The sequence below is a fragment of the Gallionella capsiferriformans ES-2 genome, from assembly GCF_000145255.1.
GTDB classification, from domain to species: Bacteria; Pseudomonadota; Gammaproteobacteria; order Burkholderiales; family Gallionellaceae; genus Gallionella; species Gallionella capsiferriformans.
In genome coordinates, this window is sequence record NC_014394.1 from 724,638 (window position 1) to 738,364 (window position 13,727).

A 13,727-nucleotide genomic window follows, 5' to 3' on the forward strand; every position below is an offset into this window, starting at 1 on the left:
TCAGAGTTGAATTGCATATGTGTGGGCCTGTATTGCTGCACCAACGGGTGCCAAACAGAATGCCATACACTAGAGTCATTCAGCACACAATTTTCGGTCGATTGAAAGTTTGCTTTCAAGTCGTGAGCGTCAGCAATCAGGCAAGCTAAATTTTGAACCGAGAAAAATTTTTAAAGGCAGGTTTTAGGCGGTGTATTATCGAAACCGTTCAGCTGCTGTGTACCATTAAATTATGTTTAGTATTTGTTATGCGCAGCTAATTTTGATATTTTTTAACAACGGGAGGGTACAAGTTGCGATGTTATTTAACTATGAATTCATGGCGTATTTGACTGTTTATTTCAATATTTTTCGTTGGGATTTTGATGAGCTGCTAAATTGAATGAGGATTTTAGTTGTGGTAAGGCTCCTTAGAATCTAACGAATCGGATAAATTATGGAAAATCCAGTTAATTCCGCCCCTGAGTTCATTAGTCCGCCTGCGGCTTCTTGGATTCGTTTTTTGCGCTCTTACGGTCCGACGCCGAACAACCTGAACTTGTTCGATGAGTACGTGACCGGCGCGTTGAATAGAGCCAAAGTCCAACCAATCACCTTGACGAGTCCCCACTTGGAGGCGATGAAGCAAAGGGCGTCCTTGGGAGCTCCGGGATCGATCTTGATCGCGGGCACCGCCGGGGACGGGAAGACCTACCACTGCCGTAGTCTATGGATGTCCCTTGGCGGCACCGCCAAAGCTTGGTCCTCTCCAGAGTTGGTCAAATCGTTAGATTTGACTGATGGCCGCAGCGCAGTTTTTGTGAAGGACCTAAGTGAGCTAAACGATGAGCAGAGCGACGCCGTTCTGGATCTGTTGGAGCGTTCGTCCCTCGGCGAGGAAAACACCAAGATCGCGGTGATCGCCGCAAATCACGGGCAAATCCTCGAACGCTTGCGGGACCTCGGCATTCGTCAAAACAGAAAGCATCCGCTGCGTAAACCCATCCAAGAGGCCTTTCTCATCTCCGGCAAGCTTCCGGAGCGCTTAGCGCTTTACGACCTGAGTCGAACGGCTCATCGCCAATCCCTTGAAGAGGTGATCTCTGCGGTCGCCGGCCATCCTGAGTGGGCGAGCTGCAAAAACTGCGCGCTGCAGGCCGAAGGGCGCGTCTGCCCGATCTTCGAGAATCGCAATCGGCTGATGGGTTCGGTCAAAGGCGTGCGCTTCGCAGATCGGCTTGGCGACCTTGTTGAAACCTCACGCCTGAATGGTTGGCATCTGCCCGTCCGAGACCTACTGGCCTTGGTCTCCAACCTCATTCTCGGACACCCGGATGCTAAAGAAGCCCTGATGTCTTGTTCCGAGGTCGGCCGTATCCAATCGGCTGGCGGGGTTGAAAAGGGCAGCCTTTACGACAATGCCTTCGGCGTGAACCTTCCCCGCCGAAGGGCGATGGACCGCTCAGTCTTCAAGGCATTTTCCACCTTCGGTATCGGAGAGGAAACCTCAAACGGCTTGGACGGTCTCTTGGTTTATGGAGCCGATGACGCGAGGTTATACGAAGCCTTCCAAAGATTTGTTGGCTCGGACCCCGTCTATGGGGCAACTACCGCCTACCTGGCGGCTCAGCAACATTACCTTGAAGGCGACGAGGCCGCGCGCATTGATGGAGGCCAGTCAGACTTCCTGAGTCATCTGGCGGCCCAACGGCGTCGGTTCTTTTTTACGTTGCCAGAAAATGAGCCGGATTACCATTACTGGGGCATGACGGCTTTCCGTTATGCCGGCGACTACTTGGAACTTTCTGAGGCCGTTTTTGGGCGCAAGGCCGTCAGCGAAACGACCCGAGCCCGCTTGGTTCGCGGTTTGAATCGCGTCATGACGGGCCTGTTGCTAGAAAACTCCGACCGGATCTTTGTCGCCAGTTCTGGCGGTTTTACCCAGTCCCGGATCAGTGTTTTGTGCGACACGCAGACGACGGCGCGACGTCAGGGAGGCCTCGGTATGGCCATTAAGCTGGATCCGCAGACGGATCGCCCTGCTCTCGATATCATCCTCGGGCACGTGCCTGGCTCCGGGGCGCAATTCACTCTATCTCCTGTGCGTTTCGAGTTTCTTTGCCGGGTCGCAGAAGGCGCTTTGCCGGGAAGCTTCTCCAATGAGTGCTTGGAGGATCTTCTCGCCTTCAAGGCTAAACTGTTGCGCAAAGCCGAGCGATTGCGCTCGCTTCTGACTTCGGATGACGATGAGGAGGGATCTGCGGAGGAGGGCGCATTGACCTTGAATTTCATCGAAATCGAAAAGGATGGCCACGGTTTCACTCGGCCGTCGACGATAAGGATCGCCTGATGCCTCTTAATATCGACAAGGTCGACTTCACCGTCGACGAACATATTTGGGGGCACCGCCTCTACGACGAACAGCTTCCGCACCTGACGGTTCTCGAATTTCTCAGTGTTCTGGGAGCGAATCGGACCAACCCGCTGGCGAATGATCCTGCCGCCGATGTGCGCTACGCGCCGCAACAGCAAATCAGGCTTCGAGGACTTCTGTTCAATAACCCGTATGTCGAAACGGTCAGGGAGCGGGGTGATCCGGACGAAGACAAATGGCGCGACTGGATGGAGTTGTTTAAACAGGATGCGACGGGCCGCGACGACTTGGATATGGAGTATCTGCGCAAGTCGTTTCTGACGTTCGACGATTTCGCCAAGGCCTTGGAACTGCTGCGCTCGTCTTCCTTTGAGGTCCGCAGCAACAAGCGCTGGAGCTCAAAATTCGTCTTTCCGTTTGGCCCGGACGCGCTCTATGAGGATCTGCGCATTGATTCGGGCGGAGCTTCCAATGACCGCCGCTTCTTCGCGCGAACGGGCGAAATGCTGTATTTGATGCTCAGCCGAGCCTCGAATGGTAGGGAGCTGGGCAAAAAGTTGGTTGAGAGGCTGTTCGACGCTGGGGCACCGATGAACCGACTTGTCAAGGTCCTGCAAGGCGAGCCCCAGCACGCCGAGTCGACGAAGACCATCGGCCAGCGTTATCTGCCTTATGCGACTCATCCGCGCTTCGACCGGATGTGTGATGACTGGCTCGCGATTTTATCTCGCGACATTCCGATCTATGACGCCTTGGAGCATCTGATTGCCAGCGCCGGCCTCAACCTGCTCCTGTATTTCCTCGAGTGCGCCAAGGCTCATAGTGGCGACGACGAGCCGGTTGAGATGGTTTGCGAGATCATCTCTCGGGAACGAACCAAGGTTCGTTCGCTTTCCGGCAAGTCCTACCAAGCGCATCAAGCCGTTTCCGAGCGCGCTGTGGTCTCCTTTATCGAATCGATCAAGCTCGACCCCGAATGGGCGGTTGCGCTCGACTCATCCGATCCCGAGGGGGAGTGTTTGAAACTGATGCGCGAACGCTTTCAGTGGCCTCCGGCCGGTCGCGATGACGATGACGACTATGAGCGTCTGCGAGGCGACGAACTGGTGCGAAAACTCATGGAAAAGGCCAAGAACCGGCATGACCAGCATTTCGGGAAGATTCACTCGACTTGGTCCAAGTCCATCGGTCTGAGCTCGCGCCGCTTAGCGCGCGGCAACCGCTACGCCCCGAATGATCGCCTCCTGAAAACTCTCGTGGTTACGGTGGTCGATGAGCGCATGCAGTTCGACGAATTCCTGCACGAGCTGCGTCGGCGTTACGGCATCGTCATCGGGGACGCTGAAGGCGCTCATCTGGTCAAACAGAATTTGGTCGACCAAGAGGCGCTCAGCGAAAACCGCTCGAGCCTCGAAACACGCCTGCTTGGGCTTGGATTGGTTAGAAGACTCTCGGACTCCTGCTCTTTCGTCGAGAATCCGTTCACCAGCGAAGGAAACAATTGATGGTCCCCAATCGCATAGTCGGGCGCGTTGGCGCCGACATCCTCCAACGTCGCATCGCGGATAGCCGCCAAAGCGACGGGCAGCTTCCAGACTCGTCCGCTCTCTTTCGCTTGGACAAGCTTTCCTCGGGGCAGATTGCCTCGGTGGTGAAAGCGATTCTCGCAAATCCGGAGCTCTCGGCTCGGGTCGACTTGCGCATCCCTTCAGCCTTGGTTGAGGGCGAGGGGCTTCCTGAAAGCGTCCTTACCGCTCAGAACGCGGGGGCCGTGCGTAATTCCGGAACTGCAAAGGAAGCTTTGCTGACCGCCAACGGCAATGAGCACAACCTCGCTGATACGCTAGGGCACGTTACGGCTCTGGGAGCCAAGGAATTTCGAGCCAATGAGGACTGTTGGGTTGAGGCGACCTGCCATGTAACCGGCATCGCTCCTGCTCCTGACGACAGGAAAATCTTCTTGGCGGGCTTGAAGGGAATGATGTCCTCGTTTGATCTCAGTTTGCACCAGATCGGCAGCTTCTGCGCTTTGGTGAGCGAGGCGAATACCTCGCAAGGCCAATCGATCCGCGATGCGATTGGCTGGGCTTTGCCTGCGGTGGGGCTTCCTCGGGACACCTCCTTCTTCTCGAGCGCGCGAACCTTTGGAACCGCCGCCGGTCCATGGCGCAAGGCTTTCGATAAGCTGTTCGTCAATCGCTACCCGCTCCTGTCCAGACTCAAACCCAATGGCCAGCCCCTTGAAGGTGCCGAGATGTTGTTGCTCCTGGAAGAGAACGCGGCGGCCATTCAAGACCATGCACGCGTTGCTTTGGAGGCGTTCATCAACGCTCCGGCCGGCGACGAGCCGACCGCCCAAGCCATTGCCTTGCTTGAGTGGGAAGTCGATGGTGTTCATTTCATTTTCGACAAGCCTAGGGAAAAGCAACGGGGACTCGCGGATTCGACGATTCACTTTTTCGACCATGATTGCGAAGAGGCCGATGTTCTCGAGGAATGTTGGCGCAAACATCTTGAAGAATTCAAGGCGCGCGAGCGCCGAGCCGAAACAAACGAGGAGGACGAGGAGTTCTTTGAGCTGTATCGTCGCTATATCGAGCAAGCTCCTAAGCTTCTTTCGAGGTGGGAAAAGGCGATTTTTGGTAAGCCGATTGATTGTCACGATTTCCTCGAAGGCTTCGTGACTGCGGCGCAGCGCCTAGTCGCCGGGGCGGATGAGCCGAAAGGCGAGCGCGCCCTTCGGCTGACAATTTCTAAGGGGCGCACCGAGTGGCGCGAACGTTTCAATCGAGATGTCGGCGCCTATTTCTCGGTGATGCACCGCGGCCTCAAAGAGCTCATGGGAAACAAGGTCGAGTGGATCATCGAACGCATGGGGTCGGGCAGCTTGCCCGATCCGTTGTTCGAGCACCCGGCATTCATCGCAAAAGAGAAGGAGATTCGAGGCGACAAGCTGAAGACCTCCACTTCACTGGCCAAACTGGCCCTCCAAATCAAGTTCGAGGTGGCTTTGATCGAGCGTAAGGGGGCTGCGACGGATATTCTGGATAAGACCCAACTGCTTTGGTCGTATCGCCCGGAGTCGATTGGCCTGTCTTTGGCCGCCGACATGGCCCGTCTCAAGGAAAAAGGGGCTGTAGGCTGCACGGAGGTGCCTCGACGCCTCGTCAGCAAGAAGGGCGGTGTGCAAAGCGTTTCCCTTCTGGATACATCATCCTTGGAGGCGAGCTACTCGCGCGACGCCGGTTCGCTCGTGCCTCCCCCGAATAAGCTGCGCAGCTTGCGCGCCGAAATTAAACGCCGCATCGACGAATTGGCGACAGACAGGCGCCTTTCCTCTGAACAACGAAATGAAATCCGCGCTGCTTGGAACAGCTTCGAAGAAGACTACATCAAGGCCATGGATGACTTTCTCTCCTATGGGCTGCATGGCGAGGCCGTCCTGAAACAGGCTGAATCTTTTGGGACTCTGCTAAGAACCTTATCGGTGCACGCGCGCGGCGATGTCTGTCGCGCCAAGCTCGTCTCCGAGGTGATCTCGATTGGAACCGTAAGGCTTTCTGGCGCTCAGGCTTGCCTAATCATTCCGCCTTGGCATCCGGAGCGCATGAAGGCTCTTGCCGTAAAAACTCGTCGCGTTGCCGGTTTGGTGACGCACATGCTCGGCGGAAAGGATGTCTTGTTTGGTGATCGAGGCATTTTCTTCCGCGAATTCTCCGAAGAACTCGCTCATCCGTTCTATCCGGAAATTGGGATCTTCATGCGTGGCGTGACCCCGCATCTTGTTTCGGAGACCAGCACGGTCAACGGTTACAGCTTGCTTGAATCACCTGAGCGTGGAACCGAGGACCAATTTTCTGACGTCGATCCATCCGCTGCAGCGAAGCAAATACGGGAATTGCTTGAACGGTATGTTGGCTTGCAGCCCCACGAGGGCGCGAACCTAAGCGTCCTACTCTACAACGCCGATGCTGCAGAACTCCCGCTTGCGGCCGTTCGCGAGCTCGCCAATCTGAACACGGAAGCCGATTTTCAGTGCAATGTCTCCGTGCGCCACAGAGATCAAGCCAAGTTGCGTCGGGTCTATGCGGAACTAGTCAACAAATCGGGTGACGATCCCGACCTTCCGGTCGTGAGCGAGACCTCGGACAACTTCATGTCCAAGCTGCGCATTTCGGTTATTCCACCGTCGGCCACTCCGGCCAGGTCTGCAAACGAGTTCCGTCCGTTTGACATTGCTTTCCTGCATGACGTGGTTTCCCGCACGGCAGCCGTCGAGTGGGTTCAAGTTGATTGGACGAACGAGCGACCGACTTTGGAACACGCGCCTTCGCGCTGGTCCTACCGGAGCGTCTCCGGGGAGAACGAGCTCAAATCCACCACGTTCCTGACTTGCCCGAGACAGACCGTATCCGGCTGGGAATATGTCGGAGCCGTTGGCGCGGTCGCCCGCCGGACCGATCCACCCGCCAATGCACGTTTCCTTCCCGCGCGACGGATTTCGTTGCAGGACGAGGCGATAGGAGGCGCTCTCGATGACGCGCACGCTTTGGCCGAGTGGGTCGCCACCTACGACGAACTGCTCGACAAACGACAGCTTCAAGCCAACAAGGTGACCGTCGTCCGCTACCGCCGGGCGAGCACCAATGGCCGCAACATGATCGTCAGCTCCACTTCGGAGCTGCGCCTGCTCGGAGTTTTGATTAAACGCCGCCTCGACGGGCTGGCCCTGCCGCTTGATGTTGATCAAATGGCAGACTTGGCTGGACGGATGAAGAAAGACGCCTTGTCCATCTCTGGTGACATCGTTCTTCGGGCCGCCAAGCGGGGAGTGTCTGCAGGTGAGATGATCGGCTTGGTTCTCAGCCGCCACTTGCTCGAACAGGAATTCAAAGCGCTGACGGGAAGCCGACAGGCGTTCAGTGTCTTCTTCCTTCTCGACGATTACGCCGACTGGCTGTCCCAGAAGGAAAGCCGCATCGCTGACATCCTCGGCCTATGCGTGGAGGAGGGAGAAGATGGTCCGCGCCTGCATATTGCGATCGTCGAATCTAAATACGTCTCGCATCTCGGCGCGGCCGAGGCCAAGCGCTCATCGAAGACCCAGCTTTTGGCGACCTTGTCGACCTTCCACGCCGCCCTCTTCGGAGATCCGGGTCGTTTGGATCGCGATGTATGGCTCGCGCGTCTGGCCGACATGCTCTTGGATGCGGACATTCCCTCGGGCTGCACGCCGCTGCTGGAACGAGTTCGGGCCAAGGTCCGCGATGGGGAGTCGGGGATTTCCTTGCGTGGGTATTCCCATGTGTTCGTTCATTCGGCGGAGCCGGGCGTCACTCAGCCTGCTTCGGAGCAAATTGCCATCACCGATTCTAGTGGCCTGCAAGCCCTTCAAGAGGTCTTCGAGCGCGGGGAACTGCGCGAATTGATCGGTGGCTACGCAAATGGATCCGATCCAGCATTATTGCGTTCGCGTCTTGGCACAGATCACCCGTGGAGCTCCGCAGAGGTGAAGCCTCCGGCGCCCCGAGTTGCGTGGACGGCCATGATGGAGCACCTGGGGCCGATCGCCGAGACGGCAGATGAGAAACAAGCCGAGAAGACTCACTCTAGTGAACCCGACGTGATTGAGTCCTCATCTGTGGAAGCACCAGTGGAAGTGGCTTCGCCATCTAATCAGCAAGTGCTTTCGAACGCCGGTACGAATCTTGGTGCCCTAGTTCAAACGAAAATGGCCTCCCATTCATCCGTGGTGGACGAACGGGAGGCTTGGGCCGAGGAAACGACGCGCAAGCTAAAAACAGCTCTCAATGGGTATGGCCTGCAAGCTGCGGTGCTTGGCACTCGTCTGACGCCAAATGGCTGCCTAGTTCGCTTGGCCGGATCCGACAAGCTTCGAGTGGAGGACATTGAGGCGAAGCGCACGCAGCTTCTGACGACGCACGCCATCAACCTCGTTACGGTCCAGCCCAAGCCGGGAGAGATCGTGGTGACCATTGCTGGTGAAAAGCGCCAGTCCGTTTCGATGTGGGATCTATGGGCTAGGCGCGAACTTAATCGCAATACCGCCGGTATCAACACCTCGTTCATTCTGGGTCTGCAAGAAATCAACGGGGCGCTCCTGTATCTGAATCTTGGCAAGGAGTTCGGCGGGCTGCAGTCGCACGAGCCGCATTCCTTGGTCGCCGGAGCGACCGGCAGCGGTAAATCGGTGCTGCTCCAAGCATTGCTCCTGGATGTTGCTGCGACCAACTCCAAAGATTTGGCACAGATCATCTTGATTGATCCCAAGATGGGTGTCGACTACGCGGCTTTGGAGGATCTACCTCACATGCGCGAGCCGATCATCACGACACGGGAACGCTCGACGGAGGTTCTGACGGCTTTGGTTGAGGAGATGGAAGGGCGGTATCGGCTGTTTGCCCCGGCCCGAGCACGGGATCTTGCTACCTACAACGCCAAGATGGCTTTTGAAGACAGGCTGCCAATGGTATTCCTCGTCCACGACGAGTTCGCAGATTGGATGCTCGATGACGAATACAAGGGAGCGATCAGCGCTGCTGTTCAGCGCTTGGGTGTCAAGGCTCGGGCGGCCGGCATTCACTTGATCTTCGCTGCTCAGCGGCCTGACAAAGACGTTATGCCGATGCAGCTTCGGGAAAATCTCGGAAATCGTCTGATTCTGAAAGTGGCCAGTGAAGCGACTTCGAAAATTTCCTTGGATCGTCCTGGTGCCGAGCTGCTACTTGGCAAAGGGCATCTGGCCGCTAAGCTCAATGGCGAGCAGGGGCTGATTTTTGCTCAGGCCCCGTTTTTATCAGATGATGACATTGCCGCAGCAGTAGAGGCGATTGCGCTCGACAACTCGCAAAGATCAGCAAATGGCACCATCTAACACTCCAGAACTTCCATCGACCTTAGGATCATCTAGAGAGGCTGCGATGACTCGACTCGTTGAACACCTGGCCAGAAGCGAGACGTCCGAGCTCGCTCCCCTGTTGGGATCCTCAACCGTTGAATTACTTTCTAAGCTTGGCCCAGAAGCGACCAGCCCAGCTGGTCTGGCTTACTTTATTGTGAGTCTACATGGAAAACGCGGCGCTTTGCGAAGGCAGGACATTCGAGGTCTCCTGCTGTCCAAACTGGATATGTCAGAGGCCACTCAACTGTGCCACCAGCTTCAGCTGCCAGTGATTTCGCCCCTCCAAGCGCTTAGTGGTCTCAATTTCGATGCTGCGCCAGGCAATCTGGAACTTCTGGAAAGATGGTATGGCTTAGTGGATGACGATGTTGAGGCGCCTCTTCAAGCATCCGAGGGATCCCACAAAGTCATTGCCTCCCACAAGCTCCATCCGCATCAACTGAACGCATTTCGCAAACTTCTACGAGCGATCGCCCACCCGCCATGTTCCGCTTTAGTTCACATGCCGTTTGGCGCGGGAAAGCTTCGGCTCGTCGCTACGGCGGCGCTCGATCTGTATCGATCGGATGCCGACGATCGATCGATCATCTGGCTGGCCCCCGGTACAGCAATGTGTGAGGAGGCGTTCCTTGAGTTGCAGGAGGTGTGGCAGCAACTAGGCTCACGCGACACAACTATTCTCCGGCTCTACGGTGAGCATCCGACGCGCGATTTGGATCAGCTCGGAGGGGCGATAGCAGTCATCGACATTCTTCGACTCAGCAAGGATGACCCGGCACTCGAAAAGCTAGGGGCCTTCACGTCGGTAGCCGTCTTTGCTGATGCAGAGAGTCTCATTCATCCTGTTGGGGCCGAGATTGTCAGAAGGATGTCTGCAGGTGGACATTTCAGTGTCGTGGGAATACTGGCTACATCTGGTGCGGCCATTCCTACGGAACCTGCTCAGAGTGCCTTGAAGGCAGCCTTTTCGGACGCTTGGATAACGGTCGCAGCCGAAGACGAATTGCAGTTGCTTCGCGAGGCAGGCGACTTCGCGAGCATTGACGCCACAGTCGTGCATCTCACGAACCACTCGACCACAAGCGCCCCGCTCCCGGTCAACCACGACTCGCTCGACTTCGATCACAGTTACGTTACCGAGCTCAGCAACAGCGTTGAACGCAACGAGCGCATCATGGAGGTCTTGAAGAAGGAGGCCGGCGGTAGGGGACGGATTATCTATTACGCGACAACAGCCGAGAATGCGAGGCTGTTCGCTGGCCTTCTGCCGGTCCAAGGGGTGAAGGCAAGATCCGTTACTGCGGAGGAATCCCCAGCAGAACGCGCCCTTGCCCTTCAGAGATTTGTCGCTAGAGAGGAAAGGGTCTTGTGCGTACACGGGTTCCTGCTCTCCGGAATCTCCGTTCCGGACATCTCCGTATGTCTGATGGCGTCGCCCTGCAAGTCCCGAGCAACTTTCCTATCCATGATCGGGCGGCTTGTCCAGGCGCGAACGGCCGATCTTCAAACTCTAAGACTCATTGTAGCTGCAGACTCACAAGCCGATACCGGCTGGGTGGGGTCGCTGAGCACTTGGTCGCCACTGAACACCTAGGAGTCTATATGTCATTTCCCATCATCCCCCAGAATCTGTCCATTGCTGCGATGCGAAGCTCAGGCTATCGCGACACTGCCCACGCCTTGGCGGAGCTCATCGACAACGCTATCCAGGCCGGAGAGGAAACTAAAACCCGCACCGAAGTTGAGGTCATTTGCATCGACGAAGTTTCGACCGAGGGACGACGTCAGACCTCCCGAATCGCGGTCTATGATAATGCCATTGGCATGAGCCCCGGCCTACTCAGAAAGTCCCTTCAGTTCGGCAATGGCTCGCGTCTTGACAGGGCTCAGCAGAAGGGGATCGGTAAGTTTGGCATGGGTTTGCCGAACTCTTCGATCTCTCAATGCAAGAGGGTGGACGTCTGGACATGGCAAGATGGGGTGGTTCATCACGCGTACTTGGATGTGCAGGATATCCAAGATGGCAAGATGATTGAAGTTCCAGAGTCGCAACCCTCTGAGATCCCCTCAGAGTGGAGATCATTGATCGCTGGCAATCTCGAAGAACACGGTACCTTGGTCGTCTGGAGCAAACTGGACCGCATCACTTGGAAGCAAAGTACGACTCTGCTGCGACACACTGAATTTATCAGCGGGCGAGTGTACCGACACTTCATCAACGACAAGTCTGTTCGAATTCGTCTTGCCGCCTATGAGAGCAAGACCAAAGCGACCGTCTATGAAAGCTTCGTCCGGCCAAACGATCCGCTCTACCTGATGTCCGGAACGAATGCCCCTGCGCCCTTTAATCAGATGCCGGCCTTCGTGCCCTTCGGACAACCGCTGGTACTCAAGGTGGCTCTCAGCGGGGTGGAACATTCCGTGACCATCATGGCTTCAATCTGCAAGCCGGAGGCGCGGCGTGAAGGAGGAGGTAAAGCTATAGGTCAGCATGCGCAAAGAAATCAGGGCATCTCCGTCGTGAGATCGAGGCGTGAGCTAGAGCTCAACCACAGCTTCACGAACTCCTACGACACGCGGGAGAGATGGTGGGGGATTGAAGTGCAGTTCGAGCCTGGCTTGGATGACGTCTTCGGGGTCAGCAACAACAAGCAGTCTGCAACTGGATTTACATACTTGAGTGTCGAGGAAGACTCATTTGAAGAGGGCCTCAGCGCGAAGGAGTACCAGGAAAGGCTGGAGCAGGATCGTGATCCGCAGCTTGTAATGTACCGCATCAGCCGCGAGATCGAGAAGCTATTACACTCTATGCGCGCGCAAGTGGCCAAGATGCGAGAAGGTGAGCGCATCGACTCCGCGAAGGAACGAGCAGAGAACAAGGCTGAGAAAGCGGCCACTGACTCGGTGATGAGACGTAGAGAACGGGTTGGAGATATCGGCCGAAGTGACAAAGAGGAGCATGCACACGCAAGCGAACGCGCATCGGCGCTTACCGCCGACATTGTCCAGGACGGCGTGGAGGAGGCGAAAGCTCAAGTACTCGCAGTGGAGTATGTCAGCAAGAAGATCAAATTTCGCTTCAGGCACGCCGAAATTTCAGGTTTCAATATCTTCGACATCTCCACTGCTGGGGGCGTCATCTTGGTCACCCTGAACACGCGTCATCCAGTGCACGCACGAATCTTCGAGGTCCTTCGGGGGGAGGAAGGGCCTGAAACTCAGTACGCTAGGCAGGTCCTGTCGCTTGTTGCCGCCTGGGCTCGGATGGAAGATGAAGCGGCAAGCGGGCAGCTCCGAAGGGCCATGGAGGAAAACCGTTCTGAGTGGGGTCGAATGGCCATGGACTTCTTCGAGATCGAGAATTAACCATGGGCGGGCGCGAAGCGATCCGCGGGTTTGCGGTGCAGACCCTCATCTGTCTGCTTGACTCATTCTGTGCGGACGTACAGTGGACCGCTGTCACGCTTGAGCCTGACTCCGACAACGATAAGGTGGATATCTACTGGGAGTACGACGATGGTTCGACCTGCGCTCAGCAGGTCAAATCGTCCAAGAACCAGATCGGGAAAAGTCATGTGGACGGTTGGTGCAAAGAGCTCAAGGACTCCCGCTCTGCAATCAAGTATCAGCTGATATTGGCTGGGCCGATCGCTGCTGCCGTTTTGGATGATGCCCCATTTCATGGTGTAGAGGTGCCTACCCCCACGTCAATGGACACTCTGGCTCTACTTGAGCAGGCTATCACGAAGGTGGATCGCTACCTGACTGCGAAATCCATTGATCCGCTTCCACTGCCTCTTCGCGAGTCGTTGATCTACGAGCTCGTCGCACGCATGCTTCAGGCAGCGATATGCGGAAAGCGTATGCCGCGTGACGAGTTCGATGGATGGGTGCTCAGCGGAATCACGGCCTCCTACCCGCATGCGGTTAGTCAGCGCTTGACCTCGAACTGCGCTGTTCTGTGGAGCGTGCTGGAAATAGCGGGTCCAGTGCAGGTTTCCGGCCGTGCTTTCGAGCTAGTTCTTCCACTCACAGTCGTCAACGGAGGTGCTTCCACAGCCGTCGTGGAGATGTTTTTGCTGCGTGTATGGTCCGCCACGCGAGAGATGCGCTACCGCCCCGAACTCGTTGTTGCCGATAAACCCGGCGAGGTATACGCCACGCGACGACGACAAGGGCATCCATTCGGAGACTTCGCGATCGCCCCACAGTCTTCGGTTCAACAGTCCGTTCTGTTCGTTCCAGTTCAACGCCCGGGATACGAGTCGAACGAGTGGCCTATAGGCGACTACCAAGTCGAACTGTTCGTCAAGTACGCGGCCCAGGCAGCTCTGTGCTCGATCAAGAAGGCTACGATCACGATTAAGATGGACGAGTTCGCCGTTCTGACGTCCGGTCAGACCCGGTACATCTCCATCGCCAATCTGGACAAGTATCTGAGCCTGCTTTGAG

At 56.4% G+C, this 13,727-nt stretch carries 6 protein-coding genes; all 6 read left to right on the forward strand.

The window, feature by feature from the left end:
* Positions 1-436 precede the first annotated feature (436 nt).
* From GALF_RS03445 to GALF_RS03470, 6 genes are read left to right on the forward strand one after another with little or no spacing between them, the layout of a single operon-like run.
* Positions 437-2,329, forward strand: a complete 1,893-nt coding sequence (locus tag GALF_RS03445) for a hypothetical protein (RefSeq protein ID WP_013292661.1) — start codon at positions 437-439, stop codon at positions 2,327-2,329.
* On the forward strand, positions 2,329-3,858 hold the full coding sequence (locus tag GALF_RS03450; protein WP_013292662.1) for a hypothetical protein: 1,530 nt from the start codon (positions 2,329-2,331) through the stop codon (positions 3,856-3,858). Before GALF_RS03445 ends, GALF_RS03450 begins: the two co-directional genes overlap by 1 nt.
* Positions 3,858-9,248, forward strand: a complete 5,391-nt coding sequence (locus tag GALF_RS03455; RefSeq protein ID WP_013292663.1) for an FtsK/SpoIIIE domain-containing protein — start codon at positions 3,858-3,860, stop codon at positions 9,246-9,248. The genes GALF_RS03450 and GALF_RS03455 overlap by 1 nt, the downstream gene beginning before the upstream one ends.
* Before the next feature lie 46 nt (positions 9,249-9,294).
* Positions 9,295-10,869 (forward strand): DEAD/DEAH box helicase, encoded by a 1,575-nt coding sequence (locus tag GALF_RS15470; RefSeq protein ID WP_013292664.1) that lies wholly within the window; start codon positions 9,295-9,297, stop codon positions 10,867-10,869.
* 8 nt (positions 10,870-10,877) lie between these two features.
* Positions 10,878-12,641, forward strand: a complete 1,764-nt coding sequence (locus tag GALF_RS03465; RefSeq protein WP_013292665.1) for an ATP-binding protein — start codon at positions 10,878-10,880, stop codon at positions 12,639-12,641.
* Between the two features lie 2 nt (positions 12,642-12,643).
* On the forward strand, positions 12,644-13,726 hold the full coding sequence (locus GALF_RS03470) for a hypothetical protein (protein ID WP_013292666.1): 1,083 nt from the start codon (positions 12,644-12,646) through the stop codon (positions 13,724-13,726).
* Position 13,727: the final 1 nt, after the last annotated feature.

Coding starts and splice junctions, on each gene's coding strand:
- GALF_RS03445 (WP_013292661.1), top strand. CDS start 437: ATGGAAAATCCAGTTAATTCCGCCCCTGAGTTCATTAGTCCGCCTGCG.
- GALF_RS03450 (WP_013292662.1), top strand. CDS start 2,329: ATGCCTCTTAATATCGACAAGGTCGACTTCACCGTCGACGAACATATT.
- GALF_RS03455 (WP_013292663.1), top strand. CDS start 3,858: ATGGTCCCCAATCGCATAGTCGGGCGCGTTGGCGCCGACATCCTCCAA.
- GALF_RS15470 (WP_013292664.1), top strand. CDS start 9,295: ATGACTCGACTCGTTGAACACCTGGCCAGAAGCGAGACGTCCGAGCTC.
- GALF_RS03465 (WP_013292665.1), top strand. CDS start 10,878: ATGTCATTTCCCATCATCCCCCAGAATCTGTCCATTGCTGCGATGCGA.
- GALF_RS03470 (WP_013292666.1), top strand. CDS start 12,644: ATGGGCGGGCGCGAAGCGATCCGCGGGTTTGCGGTGCAGACCCTCATC.